We start from the raw sequence: 24,712 nt of genomic DNA, 5'->3' as shown, positions 1-24,712 counted from the left end.
GTTCGCCCGGAGGCTCAGCCGGACGTATATTGAGTGGATCAATATTGACAGAAGCTCAATCAATTATGGACAGTCGAATCAAGTCGAGGGAGGAAATCATGTCCGTCAACAGGTCCGCAGCCACACTTGTCGACGTACCGCGAGGACTCGCGGGCGTCGTCGTCACCGACACCGAGATCGGTGACGTCCGGGGGACCGAGGGCTTCTACCACTACCGGCAGTACTCCGCCGTCGAACTGGCCCGTACCCGCAGCTTCGAGGACGTCTGGCACCTGCTGGTCCACGGCGCCCTCCCGGACGCCGGACGCGGCGCCGCCTTCGCCGCGGGTACCGCCGCGCTGCGCCGGCTGCCGGGGGAGGTGCGGGCGGCGCTGCCCGCCGTCGCCGCGGCCGGCGCCCGGTCCGGCCCGCTCGCCGGGATGCGCACGGCCCTGTCCCTGCTGGGCGCGGCGCACGGCTTCCGGCCGGTCTACGACGTCGACGCCGACCGGCGCCGCCGCGACACCCTCGTCGCGGTCGCCGCCGTACCCACCCTGACCACCGCGCTGTACCGGCTGGGACAAGGGCTGCACCCGGTGGAACCGCGCGAGGACCTCTCGTACGCCGCGAACTACCTGTACATGCTCACCGGTGAGGAGCCCGACGAGCGACGGGCGCGGGCGATCGAGCAATACTTGATCTCAACCATTGACCACGGCTTCAATGCGTCAACGTTCACGGCCCGCGTCATCGCGTCGACGGGGGCGGACGTGGCGGCCTGCCTGGCCGGGGCGGTCGCGGCGCTGTCCGGGCCGCTGCACGGCGGAGCGCCCAGCCGGGCGCTGGACACCCTGGACGCCATCGGCGCCCCCGACCGCATCGACTCCTGGGTCCGTGAGCGGGTGCTGGCGGGCGAACGCATGATGGGCTTCGGCCACGCCGTCTACCGCACCGAGGACCCCCGTTCGCGGATGCTGCGCGAGGTGGCCCGGCGGTTCGGCGGTCCCCGGGTCGAGTTCGCCGTCGAGGTCGAGCGCCGGGTCGAGGCGATCCTCGCGGAGCTGAAGCCGGGCCGGGAGCTGCACACGAACGTGGAGTTCTACGCGGGTGTCGTCATGGAACTCTGCGGTCTGCCACGGGAGATGTTCACACCGACGTTCGCCGCGGGGCGGGTCGTGGGCTGGAGCGCGAACATCCTGGAACAGGCCCGGGACTCGAAGATCATCCGCCCGGCCGCGCGGTACGTGGGGCCGCCGGCGCCGGTGGCGGTGCCCGCGGGCGCCTGAGGGGGCCTGAGGGGAGCGTGCGGCCTGGTGCCGTTCTGGGGCGCCAGGCCTCATCGAGGAGGGCGTCGAGCAGGGACGGGGTGCCGGACTGCTCGCCGGAGGGACGGTCCGGTCCGGGCAACGGTGGGTGCGGCCGGGGACGTGGACGGTGACGTCAGGCGTCGGGGATGTCCGCCTTGGCGCGGATCAGGGTCTCCCGGCTGACGACGACGATGCGTTCGTAGTCCGCGCGGGAGGCGTCGGCTGGCAGCTCGCGCTCCAGCGCCTCGGTGGCCTCGGTGCCGATGACGGCGAAGTTGCCGTCGCTCAGCTCGAACACGTCGGGGCAGTTGGCTCCTGAGTTGCTGCCTCGGGCGCTCGGAGGCACACCGATGCGGCGCACGATCTTCAAAGGGGGTCCTTAAGGCATGGGTGGACTCTGTGCGGGCAGAACGCTACTGGTTTTACGAGACACCTGCGTGTACGGACGTGCAAAGAGTGTCCCGTGACGGCACACGGACTCCGCCGGGGTGACGAGGCGTCAGTCGGACGGAGGAGTGCCCACCACCCACCACTCGTCCGTGTCGGCCTCGTCCAGCTCCTTGACCAGGGCATCCACCATGTGCCCGATCCTCGCCTCGTCGGACGTCTGCTTCAGCGTCGCGCGCTGGGCCCTCGACGCCTCCCAGTACTCGCGGAACAGCGGACTCTGGAAGAACTCCCGCAGATGCGTGTACAGCTCCTCCCGGTCCAGGAGGCCGGCCCGGTGGACGTGGTACAGGTAGGCGTACCAGGCGTTGGCGTACAGGAACTGCCTGCGCTTCTCCGCCGGGACGGTCTTGTCGTACGTGTCGATGACCGCGGCGAGGGAGGGGTCGTCGATCGCCCTCGCCAGCAGTTCCCAGTGCATGCGCTGCTGGTGGGCCAGGGCCCTGCGCCGGACGGCCAGTTCCTCCAGCTCCAGCAGTCGCTCCCGCAGCCGTGCCGCGTCCAGACGGCGCCGGCGCACGGTCAGCGTCGCGGTGGTGGCGGCGAGCACGAGGCCGACCGCGGCGGGACCCACCCCCCTGGTGAAAGCTTTCTGTGTGGCCATGTCAACCCCCGAATCAAGGCGACCGTCCGCCGGTCGTCGAGTGCGGGTCGGCTGACGGGGACCGGCGAGCGATGGGCGGCGCTTGCCGCCTCCAGGGTGCCGAGCGGCTCTGATCGGCGGGGAGGCGGAGAGGAGGCGCACGGAGGGAAGCGGGGTCGCACACACCGGCGCCTTCCCCAACGTCTGCCCCATGGCCGCTGCTAACAATCGTTCACTTCGCCATGATTGCCAAGGCTCGTATCCTGGGTCGGCACTCGGCTCCCGCGCGGTGACGAGCCGGGTGCCGGTGTACGCGCAGGCGTGAGAGAGGTCGCACAGTGGGGCAGAACCCGAGCCCGCAGATCCCGGTCGTCATCCTCGCCGGATTTCTCGGCTCCGGAAAGACCACCCTGCTCAACCACCTGCTGCACCGCTCCGGAGGCAGCCGCATCGGCGCGATCGTCAATGACTTCGGCGCCATCGAGATCGACGCCATGGCGGTGGCCGGAGCGCTCGGCGACTCCACCGTCTCGCTCGGCAACGGCTGCCTGTGCTGCGCCGTCGACCCCGGCGAACTCGACGTCTACCTGGAGCGGCTGGCCCGCCCGGAGACCGGCATCGACGTGATCGTCATCGAGGCCAGCGGTCTCGCCGAGCCCCAGGAGCTGGTGCGCATGCTGCTCGCCAGCGAACACCCCGGGATCGTGTACGGCGGTCTGGTCGAGGTCGTCGACGCCGCCGAGTTCGACGACACCCGCGCCCGGCACCCCGAGATCGACCGGCATCTCGCCCTGGCCGACCTGGTGATCGTCAACAAGCTCGACCGGGTGACGGACGAGGAACGCGTGCTCGCCCTGGTCGGCTCGCTCGCCGACGGCGCGGCCGTCGTGCCGGCCGTGTACGGGCGGATCGACCCGGAGTTCCTCTTCGACTGCCGGCCCAGCGAGGAGCGGGTCGGGCAGTTGTCCTTCGACGACCTGCACGACCACGCCGACGGCGAGGGGGCCGGCCACGCCGAGCACCTGCACAGCGCGTACGACAGCCTGTCCTTCGTCTCCGACGTCCCGCTCGACCCGCGCCGGCTGATGCGGTTCCTGGACGACCGGCCGGAGGGCCTGTACCGGATCAAGGGGCACGTGGACTTCGGGCCGTACGACGTGCGCAACCGGTACGGCGTCCACGCGGTGGGGCGGTTCCTGCGCTTCTACCCGGAGCGCTGGGCGCCCGGCGACGAACGCCTGACCCGGCTCGTCCTCATCGGCTCCGGCATCCACGCCGCCGCGCTCGCCGAGGAACTCCAGGAGTGCCGGAGCGCGGACGCCACGCACGCCGACGAGCACGGCATGTGGGGCGTCCTGCGCTACGTACAGGACCCGGACGGCCCGGACCCGGACCCGCATCCGGACCCGGCCGCGGACCCGCATCCGGACCGGGCCGCGGACCCGGACTAGGCAGGCCCCGCCACCACCGCCACCGTCTTCGGCAGGGACACGCCCGAGCCGTCCCGGCGCGGGTCGATCTCCGGGAGCGGGACGGGTGTGCCGTTCTTCTGCGCGGCGCGGGCCGGGGCGGGTCCCGCCCAGGCCAGCGACAGGCAGTCCTCGCCCTTCAGGAACCGCTGGCAGCGCACCCCGCCGGTGGCCCGGCCCTTGCGCGGGTACTGGTCGAACGGCGTCATCTTGGCCGTGGTCTGCACCGAGTCGTCCAGCGTGCCGCGCGAGCCCGCCACGGTGAACACCACCGCGTCCGCCGCCGGGTCGACGGCCGTGAAGGAGATGACCTTCGCGCCCTCGCCGAGCTTGATGCCCGCGACACCGCCCGCCGCGCGGCCCTGCGGACGCACCTGGGACGCCTGGTAGCGCAGCAGTTGCGCGTCGTCCGTGATGAAGACGAGGTCCTCGTCGCCGGTGCGCAGCTCGACCGCGCCGACGATCCGGTCGCCCTCCTTGAGGGTGATGACCTCCAGCTCGTCCTTGCTGCCCGGGTAGTCGGGCACCACCCGCTTGACGACGCCCTGTTCGGTGCCGAGCGCGAGGCCCGGGGACGACTCGTCGAGGGTGGTCAGGCAGATCACCGTCTCGTCGTCCTCCAGGGAGACGAACTCCGCCAGCGGCGCGCCGCCCGCCAGGTTCGCCGTCGCCATGTCCTCGGGGAGCTGCGGCAGGTCGACGACGTTGATCCGCAGCAGCTTCCCGGAGGAGGTCACCACGCCGATCTCGCCCCGCGCGGTGGCCGGCACCGCGGAGACGATCACGTCGTGCTTGACGCGCTTGGCGTCGGAGGCGAGGGGCCCGCCGTTCGCCGTGCGGGCCAGCAGGCCGGTGGAGGACAGCAGCACCCGGCAGGGGTCGTCGGCGACCTGGAGCGGTACGGCGGCGGGCGTCGCGGCCGACTCCAGCAGCACCGTACGGCGGTCGGTGCCGAACTTCTTGGCCACCGCCGCCAGTTCCGTCGAGACCAGCTTGCGCAGCTCGGCGTCCGAGTCGAGAATCCGGGTCAGCTCCTCGATCTCCGCGTTCAGCCGGTCCTGCTCGGCCTCCAGTTCGATGCGGTCGAACTTGGTCAGGCGGCGCAGCGGCGTGTCCAGGATGTACTGGGTCTGCACGTCGCTCAGCGAGAACCGCTCGATCAGGCGCTGCTTGGCCTGCGCGGAGTTCTCGCTGGAGCGGATGAGCCGGATCACCTCGTCGATGTCGACCAGCGCGGTGAGCAGGCCCTCCACCAGGTGGAGGCGGTCCCGCCGCTTGCTCCGGCGGAACTCGCTGCGGCGGCGTACGACGGTGAAGCGGTGGTCGAGGTAGACCTCCAGCAGCTCCTTCAGGCCCAGGGTGAGGGGCTGGCCGTCCACCAGGGCGACGTTGTTGATGCCGAAGGACTCCTCCATCGGCGTCAGCTTGTAGAGCTGCTCCAGGACCGCCTCCGGCACGAAGCCGTTCTTGATCTCGATGACCAGGCGCAGCCCGTGCTCGCGGTCGGTGAGGTCCTTGACGTCGGCGATGCCCTGGAGCTTCTTCGCGCCGACCAGGTCCTTGATCTTGGCGATCACCTTCTCCGGACCGACCGTGAAGGGCAGCTCGGTGACGACCAGGCCCTTGCGGCGGGCCGTCACCGTCTCCACGGACACCGTCGCGCGGATCTTGAAGGTGCCGCGGCCGGTCTCGTAGGCGTCCCGGATGCCGGGCAGGCCCACGATCCGGCCGCCCGTGGGCAGGTCCGGGCCCGGGACGTGCTTCATCAGGGCGTCGAGGTCGGCGCTCGGGTGCCGGATCAGGTGGCGGGCGGCGGCGATCACCTCGCGCAGGTTGTGCGGCGGCATGTTCGTCGCCATGCCGACGGCGATCCCCGAGGCGCCGTTGACCAGCAGGTTCGGGAAGGCGGCGGGGAGGGCCTCCGGTTCCTGCTCCTGGCCGTCGTAGTTGGGGGCGAAGTCGACGGTGTCCTCGTCGATGGACTCCGTCATCAGGCTGGTCGCCTCGGCCATCCGGCACTCGGTGTACCGCATGGCGGCCGGCGGGTCGTCGTTGCCCAGCGAGCCGAAGTTGCCGTGGCCGTCGACCAGGGGCACCCGCATGGAGAACGGCTGGGCCATGCGCACCAGGGCGTCGTAGATGGACGCGTCACCGTGCGGGTGGAGCTTGCCCATCACCTCGCCCACGACCCGGGCGCACTTGACGTAGCCGCGCTCGGGCCGGAGGCCCATCTCGTTCATCTGGTAGACGATGCGGCGGTGCACCGGCTTCAGGCCGTCCCGGGCGTCCGGCAGGGCACGCGAGTAGATGACCGAGTACGCGTACTCGAGGAACGAGCCCTGCATCTCGTCGACGACGTCGATGTCGAGGATCTTCTCCTCGTACGCGTCGTCGGGCGGCGGGGTCTTCGTACTGCGGCGGGCCATCGCTGCCGGCTCCTTGCTGAAGCGTGAACGGTGATCTGACGCGGTCCATTGTGGACCGCGGCACTGACAGCGACCGACCAGGACCCGTCGCGGGCAGTCGGCCCGGTGCTGCCCGCAGGGTACGCCCTCGGGCCCGCCGACCCGGTATCCGCGTTCTCGCTCTGGGCGTAGCGGCACCGGGAACCGCGCCGGTCGTCCGCGCGCTTGCATACAGTGGCAGGACCGGCAGGAATGGCGCGGTTCCGACCGGTGAACCAGCACAGTGAATCCGTCTAGGTTTCCGCGATCGAAGGGACGTACATGCCCATGGGTCACACGGCCACCGCCGAGGCAGGCTCCGGCGGCCTGACAGCGACCGAGCACCGCCTGGCCAACGGCCTGCGCGTGGTGCTCTCCGAGGACCACCTGACCCCGGTCGCGGCGGTGTGCCTCTGGTACGACGTCGGCTCCCGCCACGAGGTCAAGGGACGCACGGGTCTGGCTCACCTCTTCGAGCACCTGATGTTCCAGGGCTCCGCCCAGGTCAAGGGCAACGGCCACTTCGAACTGGTGCAGGGCGCGGGCGGCTCGCTCAACGGCACCACCAGCTTCGAGCGCACCAACTACTTCGAGACCATGCCCGCCCACCAGTTGGAGCTCGCGCTCTGGCTGGAGGCCGACCGCATGGGCTCCCTGCTGGCCGCCCTCGACGAGGAGTCGATGGAGAACCAGCGCGACGTCGTCAAGAACGAACGCCGCCAGCGCTACGACAATGTGCCCTACGGCACCGCGTTCGAGAAGCTCACCGCCCTCTCCTACCCGGCGGGCCACCCCTACCACCACACGCCGATCGGCTCCATGGCCGACCTCGACGCGGCCACCCTGGAGGACGCCCGCGCGTTCTTCCGCACCTACTACGCGCCGAACAACGCGGTGCTGTCGGTGGTCGGCGACATCGACCCCGAGCGGACCCTGGAGTGGATCGAGAAGTACTTCGGCTCCATCCCCTCGCACGACGGCAAGCCCGCCCCCCGGGACGGCACGCTGCCCGACATCATCGGCGAGGAACTGCGCGAGGTCGTCGAGGAGGAGGTCCCCGCGCGTGCCCTGATGGCCGCCTACCGCCTGCCGCACGACGGCACGCGCGCCTGCGACGCGGCCGACCTCGCGCTCACCGTCCTCGGCGGCGGCGAGTCCTCCCGGCTCTACAACCGGCTGGTGCGCCGCGACCGTACGGCGGTGGCCGCCGGGTTCGGCCTGCTGCGCCTGGTCGGGGCGCCCTCGCTGGGCTGGCTGGACGTGAAGACCTCCGGCGACGTCGAGGTGCCGGTCATCGAGGCCGCCATCGACGAGGAGCTGGCCCGCTTCGCCGAGGAGGGGCCCACCGCCGAGGAGATGGAGCGCGCCCAGGCCCAGTTGGAGCGCGAGTGGCTGGACCGCCTGGGCACGGTCGCGGGCCGCGCGGACGAACTGTGCCGGTACGCCGTCCTGTTCGGCGACCCGCAGCTCGCCCTCGGCGCGGTGGGACGGGTCCTGGAGGTGACCGCGGAAGAGGTCCAGGAGGTCGCCAAGGCCCGGCTGCGGCCCGACAACCGCGCGGTGCTCGTCTACGAGCCGACCGCGCCCGAAGCCGCCGACGCCGACGCCACCGACGAGACCGAGGAGGAGGCCAAGTGACCGAGCTGGCCCCCATGGAGTTCCACCCCCAGCCGCAGGCCGGCGAGCCCAAGCCCTGGGCGTTCCCCGCCCCCGGGCGCGGCACGCTGCCCAACGGGCTGACGGTCCTGCGCTGCGACCGCCCCGGCCAGCAGGTCGTCGCCGTCGAGGTCCTCGTGCACGCCCCGCTGGACGCCGAGCCGGCCGGTCTCGACGGCGTCGCCACCGTCATGGCGCGGGCCTTCTCGGAGGGCACGGACAAGCACTCCGCCGAGGAGTTCGCCGCCGAGCTGGAGCGCTGCGGCGCCACCCTCGACTCGCACGCCGACCACCCCGGCGTACGGCTCAGCCTGGAGGTGCCGGCCTCCCGCCTGGTCAAGGCGCTCGGCCTGGTCGCGGACGCCCTCAGGGCGCCCGCCTTCGCCGACAGCGAGGTCGAGCGGCTGGTCCGCAACCGGCTGGACGAGATCCCGCACGAGCTGGCCAACCCCGGGCGCCGGGCCGCCATGGAGCTGTCCAAGGAGCTGTTCCCGGCGGACTCGCGGATGTCGCGTCCCCGCCAGGGCAGCGCGAAGACGGTGGCGAACATCGACGCCGCGGCCGTACGCGCCTTCTACGAGAAGCACGTCCGCCCGGCCACCGCCACCGCCGTGGTCGTCGGCGACCTCACCGGCCTGGACCTCGACGCGCTGCTCGCCGACACGCTCGGCGCCTGGACCGGCTCGGCGGCCGAGCCCCGGCCCGTGCCGTCGGTGACCGCCGACGACACCGGCCGGGTCGTCATCGTGGACCGGCCCGGCGCCGTGCAGACGCAGTTGCTGATCGGCCGCACCGGCCCGGACCGCCACGACCGCGTCTGGCCCGCCCAGGTGCTCGGCACGTACTGCCTGGGCGGCACCCTCACCTCCCGCCTGGACCGCGTCCTGCGCGAGGAGAAGGGCTACACCTACGGCGTCCGGGCGTTCGGCCAGGTGCTGCGCTCCGCGCCGGACGGCACCGGCACCGCGATGCTCGCCATCAGCGGCTCGGTGGACACGCCGAACACCGGACCGGCCCTCCAGGACCTGTGGACGGTGCTGCGCACGCTCGCCGCCGAGGGCCTCACCGACGCCGAACGCGACGTCGCCGTGCAGAACCTGGTGGGCGTGGCGCCGCTGCGCTACGAGACCGCGGCGGCTGTCGCGAGCACGCTGGCCGACCAGGTCGAGCAGCACCTGCCCGACGACTACCAGGCGACGCTGTACCAGCAACTCGCCGCGACCGGCACGGTCGAGGCCACCGCGGCGGTCGTGAACGCCTTCCCGGTCGACCGCCTGGTGACCGTCCTGGTCGGCGACGCGGCCAGGATCAAGGAGCCCGTCGAGGCCCTCGGCATCGGCGAAGTCACCGTGGTGGCGGCCGAGTAGCGCCAGGCGCGCCTTACGGCCCCGGTGACCCTCGTGTCGCCGGGGCCGCCTTTTGTCCGGATTGGGGGAGAGGTTGCCCCTCTGGGCTGTGGGATGCGCTACAAAACGTCTGTTGCGTTTGGGAATTGAACGCGGGCCCGCTTAGCGTCTTCCGGGCTGTCCGTCAGGCAGTGCGCCGCACCCGCGGCACCGGACAGCCATCGCCGAGTCCCCGTACGGCGCGAGCCAGGGGAGCCGGGGACCCACCGCAGTCCCTGGGGTGAATCGGACGCCCGCGCCCAGCGAGGGGGTCCGTAGGAGACCTTCCTGCTCCGAACCCGTCAGCTAACCCGGTAGGCGAGAGGGAAGGAAAGGACGAGCCCGTACATGGCGTTCACGCGCGCCACCGGCAAGCACCGCCGGCCCGGCCGGCTGCACCGCACCACCGCCCGCGCGGCGGGCGTCGCGGCCCTCGCCACCACCGGAGTGGTAGGCACCCTCGCGGCCCCGGCCCTGGCCGCCGAGCCCGCCCCCGAGCAGACCGGCCTCACCCCGGTCGTCACCATCGGCGACTCCATAGCCGAGCAGATAGACGCCCAGGCCGCCGCCCAGCGCCTGGCCGCCGAAGAGGCCGCCGCCGAGCGCGCGGCCGAGGAGGCGGCGCGCGAACGGGCCGCCGAAGCGGCCGAGAAGGCCGCCCAGCAGGCCCGCGAGGACAAGGAGCGCGCCGCCCGGGAGGCCGAGCGCAAGCGCCTGACCGCCTATGTGGCGCCGATCAGCGCCTCCTACGTGTCGACCGCCTACCAGGCCAGCAGCGGCCTGTGGTCCTCCGGCAGCCACACCGGGATCGACTTCCACGCGGCGTCCGGCACCTCCGTCCACGCGGTCGGGGCCGGTACCGTCGTCGAGGCCGGCTGGGGCGGTGCGTACGGCAATCAAGTCGTGATCAAGATGCATGACGGTACGTACACCCAGTACGGACATCTGTCGTCCATCGGGGTGTCGGTGGGCCAGACCGTCACCCCCGGCCAGCAGATCGCCCTCTCCGGCGCCACCGGCAACGTCACCGGGGCGCACCTGCACTTCGAGGCCCGCACCTCCCCGGAGTACGGCTCGGACATCGACCCCGTGGCCTACCTCCGCTCCCACGGCGTCGACGTCTGACGCCACCGGCACCGCCACCCCCCTCCACGCAGCCCCGGTTCCTCCCCAGAGAGCCGGGGCTTTCGGCGTTCCCGGGCGCTTCCCGTGACCCCGCTACGCCCGCCCTTTCCGGCGTCCCGCTGTCCAAAAAATATCCATGGATTCCGGATGCCCGTCGGAAATTCCCGCGCACTGCCATAGAGTCGCTGAACAGGCGTCAATCGCCGACGTTTCACGGGGATTAAGGCGGAGGTCGGTCATGCGTATTCCGGCGCACTCGGTATGCACGGCGATCCGGGACGACATCGTCGCCGGTGTCTACGAGCGCGGCAGCCGGCTCACCGAGGAACTGCTCGCCCGCCGCTACGGCGTCTCCCGCGTCCCCGTGCGCGAGGCGCTGCGCACCCTGGAGGCGGAGGGCTTCGTGGTGACCCGGCGGCACGCGGGCGCGTGCGTGGCCGAACCGACCGAGCAGGAGGCCGCCGACCTACTGGAGATGCGCCTGCTGCTGGAGCCCCTCGGCGCCGCGCGGGCCGCCCAGCGCCGCACCGAGGCCCACCTCAAAGTGCTGCGCGGCCTGGTCAGACTGGGGCAGGAGCGGGCCAGGCGGGGCCACAGCGAGGACCTGCGCTCCCTGGGGGGCTGGTTCCACGAGACGCTCGCCCAGGCCGCGGGCAGCGCCGCCCTGACCGCCACGCTGACCCAGTTGCGGCACCGCATCGCCTGGATGTACGCCGTGGACGCGCCGGCCAGCCCGGTCGACTCCTGGGCCGAGCACGGCGCGATCGTCGACGCGGTGGCCCGCGGCGACGGCGAGCGTGCGCGGTCGCTCACCGCGCTGCACGCCGAGCGGTCGACGGCGGTCCACCGGCTGCGCTTCGGTCCCGGTGCCGACCGGGCGGAGCGTGTGAGGAACTCGCAACATCCAGTAAACACGCCGAGCCTGCGCCATTAACACGGACGCCGTATACAAAGAGGGAGTAATTCTCCGGGGGTTATTTTTGCTGCCCTTTTGCCGCCGCTTCTCAAGACGATGCCGAAAGCATATTCGGGAGCCCGGCGCGAAAAAGGCGGAGCCGTGCCGACCGGAAGAGGTCGGCACGGCTCCGCCCATTTCAGGCGATCCGGCTCAGACGGTCTCGGGAAGCTCCTCGAGCCCCTCGGCGACCAGCTTCGCCAGACGGTCCAGGGCGGCGTCCGCGCCCTCGGCGTCCGACGCGAGGACGATCTCCTCGCCGCCCTGGGCGCCCAGGCCCAGGACGGCCAGCATGGAGCCCGCGTTGACGGGGTTGCCGTCGGCCTTGGCGATCGTGACCGGGACGCCGGTGGCCGTGGCGGCTCGGACGAAGATGGAGGCGGGGCGGGCGTGGAGACCCTCGGCCCAGCCGACGTTGACGCGGCGCTCAGCCATGTGTTGCTGCCCTTCGGTGTTCAGGGTTGTCTAGACCAGTTTCCCATACGGTGAAGAGTGCCCGGAGCGGCCGGTGCCGCGCGCCGGCGGGCGGGTCGGACCGCGGCCTCGGCTTGGCCCCGCCCTCCCACAGACTGCCTCGCGCCGTTGTCGTACGCGAGCCGTACTCTGGGGCCCATGCAGACCTCGTCGGACCGGCACGAGTACCCCGCCCACTGGGAGGCCGACGTGGTGCTGCGCGACGGCGGCACCGCACGCGTCCGCCCGATCACCGTCGACGACGCCGACCGCCTGGTCAGCTTCTACGAGCAGGTCTCCGACGAGTCGAAGTACTACCGCTTCTTCGCACCGTACCCCCGCCTGTCCGCCAAGGACGTCCACCGCTTCACGCACCACGACTTCGTGGACCGGGTGGGGCTCGCGGCCACGGTGGGCGGCGAGTTCATCGCGACCGTGCGGTACGACCGCATCGGCGCCGACGGGACGCCCGCCACCGCACCGGCCGACGAGGCCGAGGTCGCCTTCCTGGTGCAGGACGCCCACCAGGGACGGGGTGTCGCCTCCGCCCTCCTCGAACACATCGCGGCCGTCGCGCGGGAGCGCGGCATCCGCCGCTTCGCCGCCGAGGTACTGCCCGCCAACACCAAGATGATCAAGGTGTTCATGGACGCCGGGTACACCCAGAAGCGCAGCTTCGAGGACGGCGTGGTCCGCCTGGAGTTCGACCTCGAACCCACCGACCGCTCCCTCGCCGTGCAGTACGCACGCGAACAGCGCGCCGAGGCACGCTCGGTACGGCGGCTGCTCACGCCCGGCTCGGTCGCCGTCGTCGGCGCCGGACGCACACCCGGCGGCGTGGGCCGCGGCGTCCTCGGCAACATCCGGGACGCGGGCTTCACCGGCAGGCTGTACGCCGTGAACCGCGCCTTCCCCGAGGACCAGGAGGACCTGGACGGCGTGCCCGCCCACCGCTCGGTGCGGGACATCGACGGGCCCGTCGACCTGGCGGTCGTCGCCGTCCCCGCAGAGCACGTCCCCGAGGTGGTCGCCGAGTGCGGCGAGCACGGCGTGCAGGGCCTGGTGGTGATCTCCGCCGGGTATGCCGAGAGCGGCCCCGACGGACGCGAGCGCCAGCGCGCCCTCGTGCGGCACGCCCGCGCGTACGGGATGCGCATCATCGGCCCCAACGCCTTCGGCATCGTGAACACCTCCCCCGAGGTGCGGCTCAACGCCTCCCTCGCGCCCGAGATGCCGCGCACCGGCCGGATCGGGCTGTTCGCCCAGTCCGGCGCCATCGGCATCGCCCTGCTCTCCCGGCTGCACCGGCGCGGCGGCGGCGTCACCGGCGTCACCGGCGTCTCCACCTTCGTCTCGTCCGGCAACCGGGCCGACGTCTCGGGCAACGACGTGCTCCAGTACTGGTACGACGACCCGGACACCGACGTCGCCCTGATGTACCTGGAGTCCATCGGCAACCCGCGCAAGTTCACGCGCCTGGCCCGCCGGACGGCCGCCGCCAAGCCACTGGTCGTCGTGCAGGGCGCCCGGCACGGCGGCGCGGCACCGCAGGGGCACGCCGTACGCGCCACGCGCCTGCCGCACGCGACGGTCTCCGCGCTGCTGCGGCAGGCCGGCGTGATCCGGGTCGACACGATCACCGAACTGGTCGACGCGGGCCTGCTGCTGGCCCGCCAGCCGCTGCCCGCCGGGCCCCGGGTGGCGATCCTCGGGAACTCCGAGTCCCTGGGCCTGCTCACCTACGACGCGTGTCTCTCCGAGGGCCTGCGCCCGCTGCCGCCGCGCGACCTGACGACGGCGGCCACCCCGGAGGACTTCCGCGCGGCGCTGTCCCGGGCGCTGGCCGACGACACCTGCGACGCCGTGGTCGTGACCGCGATCCCCTCGCTCGGCGAGGGCTCGGCGGGCGACGCGGCCCTGGCCCACGCCCTGCGGTCGGCGGCGGCCGCCGTCCCCACCAAGCCGGTCCTGGTGGTCCACGTCGAACTGGGCGGCCTCGCCGAGGCCCTCTCGGCGGCGACCAGCACGGCCCCGCAGCCACCGCCACCGGCCACGGCCGCCGGACCGACACCGGCCTCGGCCGCCGGACCGGCACCGACACCGGCCTCGGCCGCCGGACCGGCACCGACACCCGCCTCGGCCGCCGGACCGGCACCGACACCGGCCACGGCCCCCGGACCGACGCCCGGCACGGCACCCGAGCCGGGCCCGCCACCCGTGCCGGCGCCCGCGCCCGTGCCCGCGCCCGCGCCCGCCGTGGAGGCCGGCCCGCCCTCCCCCGGGGCGGCACCTCCCACCGAGCCACTCCCCGCCCAGCCACCCTCCACCCGAACACCCCCCACAGCGGCACCCCCCGCCCCCAACCCCCCCGAAGGCACCCACCTCATCCCCGCCTACCCCGCCGCCGAGCGGGCCGTCCGGGCCCTCGCGCAGGCCGTCGCCTACGCGCAGTGGCGGCGCGACGCCGCCGACCCCGGCAAGGTCCCGGAGTACGAGGACATCGACGAGAAAGGCGCCGCCGAGCAGATCGGCACCCTCCTCGCCCGCGGGCAGGGCCTCACGCTCGGCCCGGCGGAGACCTGCGCACTGCTCGGCCGGTACGGCATCGAGGTCCACCGCGCCCTGCCCGCCCCCACCCCCGACGAGGCCGTCGCCGCCGCGACCGCCCTCGGCTACCCGGTCGCCCTCAAGGCCACCGCCCCGCACCTGCGGCACCGCGCCGACCTGGGCGGCGTACGCCTGGACCTGGCGGACGAGGGGCAACTGCGCCGGGCGTACGAGGAGCTGACCGGGCTGTTCGGCGCGCCGGCGGAGCTGCGGCCGGTGGTGCAGCGGATGGCACCGCGCGGGGTCGACACGGTCGTCCGCGCGGTCATCGACCCGGCGGCCGGGGCGGTGCTCTCCTTCGGTCTGGCGGGGGCGGCCACCCAGTTGCTGGGCGATGTGGCGCACCGCCTGATCCCGGTCACCGACCGGGAAGCCATCTCGCTCGTCCGTTCGATCCGGACCGCTCCGCTGCTGTTCGGCTGGCGCGGCTCCGCCCCGGTCGACAGCGCCGCCCTGGAGGAACTGCTGCTGCGGGTCTCCCGCCTGGTCGACGACCACCCCGAGGTCGTCGCGGTCACGCTGGAACCGGTGGTCGTCGCCCCGCGCGGCCTGAGCGTCCTCGGCGCCTCGGTCCGCCTCGCCCCGCCGCCCGCCAGGGACGACCTCGGCCCCCGTACGCTCCCGGCGTACTGACCGGCACCAGGAGCGCACGACCGTGTCTGGCAGTCAGTGGTCCCCCGTAGGATGGACGGCATGGCCAAGACCAGTACGACGACCCAGGGGCTGCGTGCGGCGATCGAGCGCAGCGGCTACTACCCGGCCCTCGTGGCCGAGGCGGTGGAGGCCGCCGTGGGCGGCGAGCCCATGCGGTCGTACCTGGTCCACCAGGAGACCACGTTCGATCAGAACGAGGTGCGCCGGCATGTGACGGTGCTCGTCCTCACCGACCACCGCTTCATCGTCAGCCACACCGACGAGCAGGCCGCCGACGACACCTCCCCGACGCCGTACGCCACGACGTCCACGGAGTCCGTCAAGCTCGGCCGGATCTCCTCCATCGTGGTCAGCCGGGTGGTCGCCAACCCCGAGCAGTACACGCCGGGCACGCTGCCCCGCGAGATCGTGCTGACCATCGGCTGGGGCGCCGTCTCCCGGATCGATCTGGAGCCCGCCGCCTGCGGCGACCCCAACTGCGAGGCGGACCACGGCTACACGGGCAGCTCCACCGCCGACGACCTCAGCCTGCGGGTCAGCGAGGCCGGCGACGGCCCCGAGACGGTACGCCAGGCGCTCGCCTTCGCCCAGGCACTCTCCGAGGCGACCGCGGACACCGGCCGCTGATGTCCCGCCCCTCTCCCTACGCCGCCCACGACCGGGGACGCCCCGCGTCCGCCCCGCCGCCGGCCACCGCCTGGGACACCGACCCCGAGCCGCTCCCCATCGGCTCCGCGCCCGTGCCCGAGTACGGCAGCGGCTCGCTCGCCGATCTGCTGCCCACCCTCGCCGCCGGCATGGCCGTCCCCGGCATGACCGCGGCGATCGGCGAGCTGGCCCCGGCCGACCGCGCGTGCGTCTTCCTGATCGACGGCCTCGGCTGGGAGCAGCTCCGCGCGCACCCCGAGTACGCCCCCTTCATGACCTCGCTGCTCGGCAGCTCGCGCGGCGGCACCGGGCGCCCCATCACGGCCGGCTACCCGGCGACGACCGCCACCTCGCTGGCCTCGGTCGGCACCGGCCTGCCCCCCGGCGCCCACGGCCTGCCCGGCTACACCGTGCGCAACCCCGCCACCGGCGAGCTGATGAACCAGTTGCGCTGGCAGCCCTGGACCGACCCGCACCTCTGGCAGCCGCGCCCCACCGTCTTCCAGTTGGCGCACGACGCGGGCGTGCACGCCGTGCAGGTCTCCGCCCCGACCTTCCAGAACACCCCGCTGACCAAGGTCGCGCTCAGCGGCGGCACCTTCCTCGGCCGGCTCCCCGGCGAGGAGCGCATGGACCTGGCCGCCGAGCAACTGGCCGCCGGCGACCGCTCCCTGGTCTACACGTACTACTCCGAGGTCGACGGCGCCGGACACCGCTTCGGCGTCGACTCCGACTCCTGGCGCGGCCAGCTCGGCCGCGTCGACCTGCTCGTCCAGCGGCTGGCCGAGCAGTTGCCCCCGCGCAGCGTGCTCTACGTCACCGCCGACCACGGCATGATCGACGTGCCCTTCGACGAGGAGCACCGCATCGACTTCGACGCGGACTGGGAGCTGCGGGCCGGCGTCGCCCTCCTCGGCGGCGAGGGCCGCGCCCGACATGTCTACGCCGTGCCGGGCGCCGCCGACGACGTACTGGCCTGCTGGCGGGAGGTGCTCGGCGAGCAGTTCTGGGTGGCCTCGCGGGACGAGGCGATCGCGGCGGGCTGGTTCGGCCCGCACGTGGACGCGCGTGTGTACGACCGCATCGGCGACGTGATCGCCGCCGCCCGGGACGACGTGCTGCTCATCGCCTCCGAGCGGGAGCCGAAGGAGTCGGCGATGGTCGGCAACCACGGCTCGATGACCCCTGCCGAGCAGTTGGTCCCCCTGCTCGAAGTACGCTCCTGAAACCCCCGGGGACCTCCGCAGCCCCCAGGTCCCGTCCGACCCCGCCGAAAGGTGTTCGCCCTGTCATGCCCGAGCTGGTGTTCTTCTCCGGAACGATGGACTGCGGGAAGTCGACACTGGCTCTCCAGATCGAGCACAACCGCTCGGCGCGCGGCCTGGCCGGCATGATCTTCACGCGCGACGACCGCGCGGGCGAGGGCAAGCTCTCCTCACGGCTCGGCCTGGTCACCGACGCGGTCGAGGTCGAGGACGGCGCCGACCTGTACGCGCATCTGGTCGACCACCTCTCGCGGGGCGGCCGGGCGGACTACGTGATCGCCGACGAGGCGCAGTTCCTGGCGCCCGAGCAGATCGACCAGCTCGCCCGCGTGGTCGACGACCTCGACCTGGACGTGTACGCCTTCGGCATCACCACCGACTTCCGCTCCAAGCTGTTCCCGGGCTCCCAGCGGCTGGTCGAACTCGCCGACCGCGTGGAGGTGCTCCAGGTGGAGGCCCTGTGCTGGTGCGGGGCCCGCGCCACGCACAACGCCCGTACGTTGGGCGGTGTCATGGTGGTCGAGGGCGCCCAGGTGGTCGTCGGCGATGTGACCCACTCCTCCGACGAGATCGGCTACGAGGTGCTCTGCCGGCGTCACCACCGGCGCCGCATGACGGCGGCCTCGGCCCGCGCGGCGGCCCTGTCGCCGGACGTACTCCCGATGTCGAACGCCTGAACGGTCCCACTGCTGGGCGTCGACCGCCCGAGCGCCGGAGCGCGCGGCGCCCGCGCCCTGCGCTCAGCCCTGTGCTCACCCCGCGCTCTGCAACAGCGCGAACCGCGCCCCCTCCGGGTCGGCCACCATGGCCGCCCGCCCCCGCGAGGTCTCCCGCACCGGCCGCAGCACCTGCCCGCCCAGGCCGGCCAGCCGCGCCACGCTCTCGTCGACGTCGGCGGCCTCGAAGTACGTCACCCAGTGCGGCCCCCGGTCGCGCGGCAGGGCGTTGCCCACCCCGTGGATACCGGCGACGGGCCGGCCGCCGACGCGCAGGACGACGTAGTCGGAGCCGGCGGAGTCCACCGGGTCCCGGGCGTGCCCGAAGGCGTTCTCGTAGAACTTGGCGACCCCGGCCGTCTCGTAGGTCATCAGTTCGTTCCAGGCGGGCGTGCCCGGCACCCCGGTGAGGGCGGTGCCCAGGTGGGCCGCGGCCTGCCAGACGCCGAAGACGGCGCCCGCCGGGTCGGAGCCGATCGCCATCCGCCCGGCCTCGGCCGCGTCCAGCGGCCCCACGCCGATCGTGCCCCCGCAGATCCGGACCGTGGCGGCCGTGCGGTCCACGTCGTCGGAGGCGAGGTACGGCGTCCAGGCGACGGGCAGGTGCCGGTCGGTCGGCGACTGGCCGATGCCCGCCACCTCCCGCCCGCCGAGCAGGGCCCGCACATAGGGGCCGAGCTGCTGGGGACCGGGCCGGAACTCCCAGTCGAACAGCGCTGCGTAGAACTCCTGGGTGGCGGCCAGCCCGTGCACCATCAGACTCACCCAGCAGGGTGTGCCGGGCGCGAGCCGGGCGGGCGGATCACCGGCCCGGCCGGCCGGTCCCCGTACATCGGTCATCGTCACTCTTCTCCCGGCCCCTCACGGTGGCCGTGTCGCTTCCGCTCGGACGGCCCCCGTCGCCGATGCCGGCACCGGCCCCCCGCTCACGCGCGCTCCGGGCCCACCCTGGGACGGTCCGCCCGTCGGCGGACGCCGCCCGGAGGTGCCCCGGCCGTTTCCGCGCGAGGGCTGACAGATACTGCCCGGATGTACAGCACGTGCTCGGTCCCGCACTCGGGGTGACCAGGGCTGCCCGGCGGGCAGAGTAGCCCGACAATGCCCCGGCGGCCACCCGGTGGGCCAGGATGGTGGCCATGAACGTCATCATTTCCGCATCCGAACTCGCGAGCGACCTGGCGGGTGCCCGGCCGCCGGTCCTGCTCGACGTCCGCTGGCAGCTCAGCATGGCCAAGGCGACCGGCGCGCCCCCCTTCGACGGCCGGGCCGAGTACGCGGCCGGTCACCTTCCCGGCGCCGTCTTCGTCGACCTGGACCGGGAACTCGCGGCCCCGCCCGGCCGGGGCGGCCGGCATCCGCTGCCGGACCTCGCGGAGTTCGGTGCCGCGATGCGCCGCGCGGGCGTGTCGGCGGACCGGCCGGTGGTCGTGTACGACGGCGGGCAGGGCTGGGCGGCGGCACGCGCCTGGTGGCTGCTGCGCTGGACGGGTCACCCGGACGTGCGGGTCCTCGACGGCGGCCTCGCGGCCTGGCAGGGCCCGCTGTCGACGGAGGTGCCGCACCCCGAGCCGGGCGACTTCGAGCCGGTGCCGGGCGGGTCGGGCCTGCTCGACGCGGACGCCGCCGCGGCGCTGGCCCGGTCGGGGCTGCTGCTGGACGCCCGCGCGGGGGAGCGGTACCGGGGCGAGGTCGAGCCGATCGACCCGGTGGGCGGGCACATCCCGGGCGCGGTGTCGGCGCCGACCACGCGGAACGTGGGCCCGGACGGCCGGTTCCTGCCCGCCGGGGAACTCAGGTCCCGGTTCGAGGCGCTGGGCGTCACGGGGGGCACCGAGGTGGGCGTGTACTGCGGCTCGGGCGTCTCCGCCGCCCACGAGGTACTGGCACTGGCGGTGGCCGGGGTGCCGGCCGCGCTCTACGCGGGGTCCTGGTCGGAGTGGTCCGCCAACCCGGACCGCCCGGTGGCCGTGGGCCCGGACCCGCAGTAGTACGAAAAGGACCGCCGTACGGGAAGGACCGCCGTACGGGAGACCGCCGTACGGGAACGACCGCCGTACGGGAACGGCCGCAGTACGAGAACGGCCGCACCCCGCCCGGGGTGCGGCCCCTCCAGCCACTTACGACGTGCTACTCCTGCTTCTTGCGCCGCGTACCGAACACGATCTCGTCCCAGCTCGGCACCGCCGCCCGGCGTCCCGGACGGACGCCGTCCGCCTCGGCCTGGCGGTCGGTGGAGCCGGTCAGGCGGTCCCGGTGGCTGCCGACGGAGCGCGGCATGAGCACATCGGCGTAGGCGGAGCCGGCACCGGCCGACGCCGCGGGGGCCGGGGGCTCCTCGGCGACCGGTTCCTCGACCGGCTCCGCCGGGGGCTCCGGCGCGGACACCGGGCGCTCGGGGACGACCAGGTCGCCCCGGAAGCTCGGCACCGCCTCCAGCAGGCTGGTCAGCGAGTCCCGCTCGCTCGCGGTCTCCTCGGCGGCCGGTTCGGTCGGCTGCGCGGGCAGGCCGGGCCGCTCGCGGTCGCCGGGCCGGTCCAGCGGCCGGTCGCGCGGCAGCCGGGCGATGCGCGGCACGAAGGGGAAGCTGGGCTCGGGCGCGGCCAGGTCGTCGGACTCGCCGATGAGGGCGCGCGCTTCCTCGTCGACGGCCTGGACGAGCCGCCGGGGCGGGTCGTAGGTCCAGCTCGCCGAGTGCGGTTCGCCCGCGACCCGGTAGACGAGGAGGACCTCCCAGGTGCCGTCGTCGCGGCGCCAGGAGTCCCACTGGACGGTGTCCTTCTCGGCGCCGCGGATCAGCAGCCGCTCCTGCACGGCCTCGCCGAGGGGCGGGCCGGAGTTCTCGCCGGGGCGGCGCACGGGGGTCTTGCGGGCCCGCTCGGCCATGAAGGCGCGCTCGGCGAGCACGGGTCCCTCGAAACGGCGAACGCGGTCGACGGGGATGCCGGCCATCTGGGCGACCTCTTCCGCGGTCGCGCCGGCTCGTATCCGCGCTTGGATGTCGCGGGGGCGGAGGTGGCTCTCCACCTCGATCTCGATCTGGCCGAGGCGGGGACGGTCGCCGCGCACGGCGGCGCGGAGCCGTTCGTCGATCGGAAGCGTGTACTCCGTGCTGTCCGCAGCCTTCAGCACCAGCCGTGTGCCGTCATTCGAGACGGCCACGACACGCAGTTCGGGCATGGGGACCTCCCGGGTGGTGCCTGCCGACGTCACGTGCGTCGCTGCTTCCGCTCTGTCGAGTGTGGCCTGCCCGGGTGCAGCCTGCCACAACCTTGCCGAGTTGCCCGGCGTGTCGGGCGGTGGCCCTGGATCGCCGTTATGGCACGGTTACCTGTTCGCAACGCTAAGTGACCAACTCCGTCACCCTGTGCACCCTGCCCCCCTCCCGGCGGACCTTGCGGGCCCCGTGCCCCCGGACGGGAGACCGGGCCCAGGGCTCGCAACAGTACTCCATTTGGGCCACGTGCGTGGATTGGCACGCCGTCCAACTTGTGTCCGGCGATCTTGGACGTGGCCTACTTCACGCAATCCCCAGAAACGGAACTAATGGTTTCGTCCCTACGTCCCCTTCTCGTGTAGTTGTTGGATCACGTACGGAAAGACAGGGCAAGGTCCGTATATGCGCGAAAGGTCCGGTGTCACAGGCGAGGCGGAGACCCGGGAGGGGAGTGGTACGGGAGCCGACGGCTCCGCGGGGCGCGGGCGGATCGACCTGAGCGTGCCCCAGGTGGCGGGCAGTGCCCTGGCGGCCGTGGTGGCCGCCAAGCTGGCCTCGTCCTTCGGGGTGTACGGCACGATCCTCGGCGCCGGTCTGGTCAGTGCCATCGCGACCTGCGGCGGCACGGTCTTCCAGCACTTCTTCAGGCGCACGGGCGAGCAGTGGAAGGTCAAGCGCACCGCCGAGCGACCCCTGGTGACGGCGGACGTGGCGTCCGGCCCGTCGCTCACGGGGGAGTTCGGCGAGGGCACGGTCTACCGAGCGCGGGTCAGGAGCTGGAAGCGGCCGGTGATCGCCGCCGCCCTGGTCTTCGGCGTGACCATGGGCGGCATAACCGCCTACGAACTCGTCTCCGGTCACAACCTGAGCGGCGGCGCGAGCACGACCGTCGGCGACGCCCTGTCCGGCCACGGCAAGTCCTCGTCGGACTCCGGCGACCCGGACGACCAGGACGACCAGGACGAGCCGGGCGGTTCCGGGGGCCCGGACGGCTCCGGGGACGCCACGACCTCCCCGAGCCCCGGCCCGGACGGCACCGGGTCCGGCACCGGTCCGGCGGCCACCCCGTCCGGCTCGGCGAGCGGTGACGCGGGCACCTCGCCGGGCGACAGCTCCGAGCAGGACGGCGGTACGCGGTCCACGACACCGGCGCCGACCGCCACCGGCGGCCAGGACCCGACCGCCGGCCCCGGCGGCTCGGCTACGGCCCCAGCACCCTCCGCAAGTAGTCGTTCGCAAAGCGGCGATCAGGGTCAAGACGGTCCCGCAGCGCCGTGAACTCACCGAAGCGCGGATACACCCGGGAGAAGTACTCGGCGTCCCGGGTGTGCACCTTCCCCCAGTGCGGCCGCCCCTCGTGCGCGACGAAGAGACGCTCGGCGGCCGTGAAGTACGACCGGTAGGGCGCCCCCCGGAACATGTGGACGGCGATGTAGGCGGTGTCCCGGCCGGACGCGGTGGACAGCGTGATGTCGTCGGCCGGGGCGGTGCGCACCTCGACGGGGAAGCTGATCCGCAGCGGCGAGCGGTCCACCATCGCCTTCAGCTCGCGCAGCGTGTCCACGACGGCCTCGCGCGGAACCGCGTACTCCATCTCCACGAACCGCACCCGGCGCGGCGAGGTGAACACCTTGTACGGGATGTCGGTGTACGTCCGCGCGGACAGCGCCCGGCTGGAGACCCGGGCGATCCCCGGGATCGTGGCGGGCACCGCGCGGCCCACCAGGTTGGCCGCCTGGAAGACGCCATTGGAGAGGAACTCGTCCTCGAACCAGCCCTTGAACCGTCCCACCGGCCGCTCCGGGCCGGCGCTGCGGTTGTTGCGCTTGGTGGTGGTGCTGCCGGTGTGCGGGAACCAGTAGAACTCGAAGTGCTCGTTCTCCGCCCACAGGTGATCGAACTCGGCGAGGACCCGGTCGAACGGCATGGGTTCCTCGCGGGCCGTGAGCAGGAAGACCGGTTCGACGGCGAAGGTGATCGCGGTGACGACGCCCAGCGCGCCGAGCCCTATCCGGGCGGCGGCGAAGACGTCCGGGTTCTCGGCCGGGGAGCAGGTGAGCACCGAGCCGTCGGCGGTGACCAGTTCCAGGGCGCGGATCTGGGCGGCGATCGAACCGGAGTCACGGCCCGTGCCGTGGGTGCCGGTGCTGACCGCCCCGGAGACGGTCTGCTCCATGATGTCGCCCATGTTGGCCAGCGACAGACCCTCGCGGGCGAGCGCCAGGTTGAGCCTCTTGAGCGGAGTACCGGCCTCCACCGTGACGGTCATGGCATCGCGGTCGATGTCGCGTATGCCGGTCAACAGTTGAGGGCGGATCAACACTCCGTCGGTGGCCGCTATGGACGTGAACGAGTGCCCCGTGCCCACGGCCTTGACGGTCAGCCCGTCCTCGGCGGCCCGGCGCACCGCCTCGGCCAGTTCCTCGACGGAGGCGGGAGCGACCTCCCGCGCGGGGCGGGCGGAGACATTGCCTCCCCAGTTACGCCAGGTTCCGTTCTTCCCGCTCGCCGTGCGTGTGCTGCTCAACGGTCCCTCCCCGACCCGGGGCCGGCCGCTTGAGCCGGCGGTACCCGAGGAAACCGACCGTGACCGCGACGGCACCGGCGACGGCCGGCACCCCGTACCCGGCGCGTGCCCCGGCCGCGTCGATCACCCAGCCCCCCGCGGAGGAACCGAGCGCGACACCGACCGCGAGCCCGGTGCTCACCCAGGTCATGCCCTCGGTGAGCTGCGCGCGTGGTACGTGCTCTTCGATGAGGGACATGGTCGTGATCATCGTCGGAGCGATGGACAGACCCGCAACGAACAGCGCCACGGCCAGAAACGGCAGGTTCCCGACCAGTAGGAGGGGGATCATACTCACGGCCATCGCACAGACGCCCAGCAGCCAGCGCCGCTCCGGCGCCCCCGCGAAGCGCAGCAGCCCGAACACCATGCCCGCCACGCACGATCCGCCCGCGTACACGGCCAGGACCAGGCTCGCGGCGGCCTTGTGCCCCTCCTCCTCGGCGAAGGCGACGGTGACCACGTCGACCGCCCCGAAGATCGCCCCGGTCGCCACGAACGTGGCCACGAAGACCTGCAGCCCCCGGGAGCGCAGCGCGCTGCCGCCACCGCTGGGCCCGCGCGGGTGCGGCTCCGGCTCGGTGGCCCGCTGCGCGGTCAGCCAGAAGACGCCCACCGCCAGGAAGCAGGCGGCCAGCAGCGGTCCGGCCTCCGGGAACCAGGCGGTGGACAGGCCGATGGAGATGATCGGCCCGAAGATGAAGCAGACCTCGTCGACGACGGACTCGAAGGAGTACGCGATGTGCAACTGGGGGGTGCCCCGGTACAGGGTCGCCCAGCGGGCCCGCACCATCGCGCCGACGCTCGGCACGCAGCCGATGCCGACGCAGGCGACGAACAGGACCCATTCCGGCCACCCGTAGGAGGCGGCGAGCAGCAGCAGGGCCGCGGCGGCCAGGGATATCAGGGTCGCCGGACGCATCACCCGCCGCTGCCCGTACTGGTCCACCAGGCGCGAGACCTGGGGGCCGGCCACGGCGGCGGCGAGCGCGATGGTGGCGGAGAGCGCACCGGCCAGTCCGTACCGCCCGGTGAGCTGCGAGACCATGGTCACCACGCCGATGCCCATCATCGACAGCGGCATCCGGCCGAGGAAGCCCGCGGCGGAGAAGCCCTTGGAGCCGGGGGCGGCGAACAGGGCGCGGTACGGGCTGGCCAACGTTGTCTCCGGAGGAAAACGGCTCGGTGCGACTGGGCGCGGACGGCCCCGACGGCACGGGCGGCTCGGTGCGGGCCAGA

20 protein-coding genes and 1 riboswitch are annotated in these 24,712 nt (G+C 73.1%); of the genes, 12 read left to right on the top strand and 8 right to left on the bottom strand.

Annotated elements, in window-relative coordinates; genetic code table 11:
• Positions 1–98 precede the first annotated feature (98 nt).
• Positions 99–1,265 (top strand): citrate synthase, encoded by a 1,167-nt coding sequence (locus tag ACFY32_RS23805; RefSeq protein WP_390675188.1) that lies wholly within the window; start codon positions 99–101, stop codon positions 1,263–1,265.
• A gap of 154 nt (positions 1,266–1,419) precedes the next feature.
• On the opposite strand, the gene ACFY32_RS23800 is transcribed toward ACFY32_RS23805, so the two are convergent.
• Both ACFY32_RS23800 and ACFY32_RS23795 read right to left on the bottom strand, forming a co-directional pair.
• Positions 1,420–1,656, bottom strand: a complete 237-nt coding sequence (locus ACFY32_RS23800; RefSeq protein ID WP_190205520.1) for a hypothetical protein — start codon at positions 1,654–1,656, stop codon at positions 1,420–1,422.
• 129 nt (positions 1,657–1,785) lie between these two features.
• Complete coding sequence (locus ACFY32_RS23795) at positions 1,786–2,337, bottom strand: DUF6082 family protein (RefSeq protein WP_359200125.1); 552 nt, start codon at positions 2,335–2,337, stop codon at positions 1,786–1,788.
• A gap of 317 nt (positions 2,338–2,654) precedes the next feature.
• Here ACFY32_RS23795 and ACFY32_RS23790 point away from each other — a divergent pair, with 317 nt between their 5' ends.
• Positions 2,655–3,767 (top strand): CobW family GTP-binding protein, encoded by a 1,113-nt coding sequence (locus tag ACFY32_RS23790; protein ID WP_390675187.1) that lies wholly within the window; start codon positions 2,655–2,657, stop codon positions 3,765–3,767.
• Here the strand turns inward: ACFY32_RS23790 and ACFY32_RS23785 are convergent.
• Positions 3,764–6,211 (bottom strand): DNA topoisomerase IV subunit A, encoded by a 2,448-nt coding sequence (locus ACFY32_RS23785; protein WP_359200129.1) that lies wholly within the window; start codon positions 6,209–6,211, stop codon positions 3,764–3,766. The two genes, ACFY32_RS23790 and ACFY32_RS23785, sit on opposite strands and share 4 nt — an antisense overlap.
• Positions 6,212–6,517: 306 nt before the next feature.
• Here ACFY32_RS23785 and ACFY32_RS23780 point away from each other — a divergent pair, with 306 nt between their 5' ends.
• The 4 genes from ACFY32_RS23780 to ACFY32_RS23765 all read left to right on the top strand — a co-directional run bounded on the left by ACFY32_RS23780 (position 6,518) and on the right by ACFY32_RS23765 (position 11,329).
• A complete protein-coding gene (locus ACFY32_RS23780) occupies positions 6,518–7,867 on the top strand; it encodes a pitrilysin family protein (protein ID WP_359200131.1) in 1,350 nt (449 codons plus the stop codon).
• Complete coding sequence (locus ACFY32_RS23775) at positions 7,864–9,252, top strand: M16 family metallopeptidase (RefSeq protein ID WP_390675186.1); 1,389 nt, start codon at positions 7,864–7,866, stop codon at positions 9,250–9,252. Before ACFY32_RS23780 ends, ACFY32_RS23775 begins: the two co-directional genes overlap by 4 nt.
• Before the next feature lie 191 nt (positions 9,253–9,443).
• Positions 9,444–9,606: riboswitch (cyclic di-AMP (ydaO/yuaA leader) on the top strand.
• 12 nt (positions 9,607–9,618) lie between these two features.
• Positions 9,619–10,395, top strand: coding sequence for a M23 family metallopeptidase (locus ACFY32_RS23770; RefSeq protein ID WP_390675185.1), 777 nt, complete (start codon positions 9,619–9,621; stop codon positions 10,393–10,395).
• A gap of 238 nt (positions 10,396–10,633) precedes the next feature.
• On the top strand, positions 10,634–11,329 hold the full coding sequence (locus ACFY32_RS23765) for a GntR family transcriptional regulator (RefSeq protein ID WP_359200137.1): 696 nt from the start codon (positions 10,634–10,636) through the stop codon (positions 11,327–11,329).
• A 174-nt stretch (positions 11,330–11,503) separates the two neighbouring features.
• Here ACFY32_RS23765 and ACFY32_RS23760 read toward each other — a convergent pair whose 3' ends face one another.
• On the bottom strand, positions 11,504–11,785 hold the full coding sequence (locus tag ACFY32_RS23760) for an HPr family phosphocarrier protein (RefSeq protein WP_359200139.1): 282 nt from the start codon (positions 11,783–11,785) through the stop codon (positions 11,504–11,506).
• Positions 11,786–11,962: 177 nt separating this feature from the next.
• Between ACFY32_RS23760 and ACFY32_RS23755 the strand changes: the two genes are divergently transcribed.
• The 4 genes from ACFY32_RS23755 (at position 11,963) to ACFY32_RS23740 (ending at position 17,654) form a co-directional block, all read left to right on the top strand.
• Complete coding sequence (locus ACFY32_RS23755) at positions 11,963–15,043, top strand: GNAT family N-acetyltransferase (RefSeq protein WP_390675184.1); 3,081 nt, start codon at positions 11,963–11,965, stop codon at positions 15,041–15,043.
• Positions 15,044–15,094: 51 nt separating this feature from the next.
• Positions 15,095–15,691 (top strand): DUF5998 family protein, encoded by a 597-nt coding sequence (locus ACFY32_RS23750; protein ID WP_190205530.1) that lies wholly within the window; start codon positions 15,095–15,097, stop codon positions 15,689–15,691.
• Entirely contained in the window at positions 15,691–16,938 is a 1,248-nt protein-coding gene (locus ACFY32_RS23745; protein WP_359200144.1) for a nucleotide pyrophosphatase/phosphodiesterase family protein, read from the top strand. The genes ACFY32_RS23750 and ACFY32_RS23745 overlap by 1 nt, the downstream gene beginning before the upstream one ends.
• 65 nt (positions 16,939–17,003) lie before the next feature.
• Positions 17,004–17,654 (top strand): thymidine kinase, encoded by a 651-nt coding sequence (locus ACFY32_RS23740; protein ID WP_359200146.1) that lies wholly within the window; start codon positions 17,004–17,006, stop codon positions 17,652–17,654.
• 75 nt (positions 17,655–17,729) lie between these two features.
• Here the strand turns inward: ACFY32_RS23740 and ACFY32_RS23735 are convergent, their stop codons facing one another.
• On the bottom strand, positions 17,730–18,533 hold the full coding sequence (locus ACFY32_RS23735; protein WP_359200148.1) for a VOC family protein: 804 nt from the start codon (positions 18,531–18,533) through the stop codon (positions 17,730–17,732).
• Positions 18,534–18,829: 296 nt separating this feature from the next.
• Here ACFY32_RS23735 and ACFY32_RS23730 point away from each other — a divergent pair, with 296 nt between their 5' ends.
• Positions 18,830–19,681, top strand: a complete 852-nt coding sequence (locus ACFY32_RS23730) for a sulfurtransferase (RefSeq protein WP_359200150.1) — start codon at positions 18,830–18,832, stop codon at positions 19,679–19,681.
• Between the two features lie 139 nt (positions 19,682–19,820).
• On the opposite strand, the gene sepH is transcribed toward ACFY32_RS23730, so the two are convergent.
• The gene (gene sepH, locus ACFY32_RS23725) at positions 19,821–20,870 is read right to left on the bottom strand and encodes a septation protein SepH (protein WP_359200152.1); all 1,050 of its coding nucleotides are present in this window, start codon (positions 20,868–20,870) and stop codon (positions 19,821–19,823) included.
• Between the two features lie 439 nt (positions 20,871–21,309).
• Here sepH and ACFY32_RS23720 point away from each other — a divergent pair, with 439 nt between their 5' ends.
• Positions 21,310–22,185, top strand: a complete 876-nt coding sequence (locus ACFY32_RS23720) for a hypothetical protein (RefSeq protein WP_359200154.1) — start codon at positions 21,310–21,312, stop codon at positions 22,183–22,185.
• On the opposite strand, the gene ACFY32_RS23715 is transcribed toward ACFY32_RS23720, so the two are convergent.
• Positions 22,109–23,434 (bottom strand): D-arabinono-1,4-lactone oxidase, encoded by a 1,326-nt coding sequence (locus tag ACFY32_RS23715; RefSeq protein ID WP_359200156.1) that lies wholly within the window; start codon positions 23,432–23,434, stop codon positions 22,109–22,111. The two genes, ACFY32_RS23720 and ACFY32_RS23715, sit on opposite strands and share 77 nt — an antisense overlap.
• Entirely contained in the window at positions 23,388–24,632 is a 1,245-nt protein-coding gene (locus ACFY32_RS23710; RefSeq protein ID WP_359200158.1) for an MFS transporter, read from the bottom strand. Before ACFY32_RS23710 ends, ACFY32_RS23715 begins: the two co-directional genes overlap by 47 nt.
• Positions 24,633–24,712 lie beyond the last annotated feature (80 nt).

Source organism: Streptomyces sp. NPDC000134 (assembly GCF_042899225.1).
Taxonomy (GTDB): Bacteria; Actinomycetota; Actinomycetes; order Streptomycetales; family Streptomycetaceae; genus Streptomyces.
This window is presented reverse-complemented; position numbering and strand designations above follow the sequence as displayed.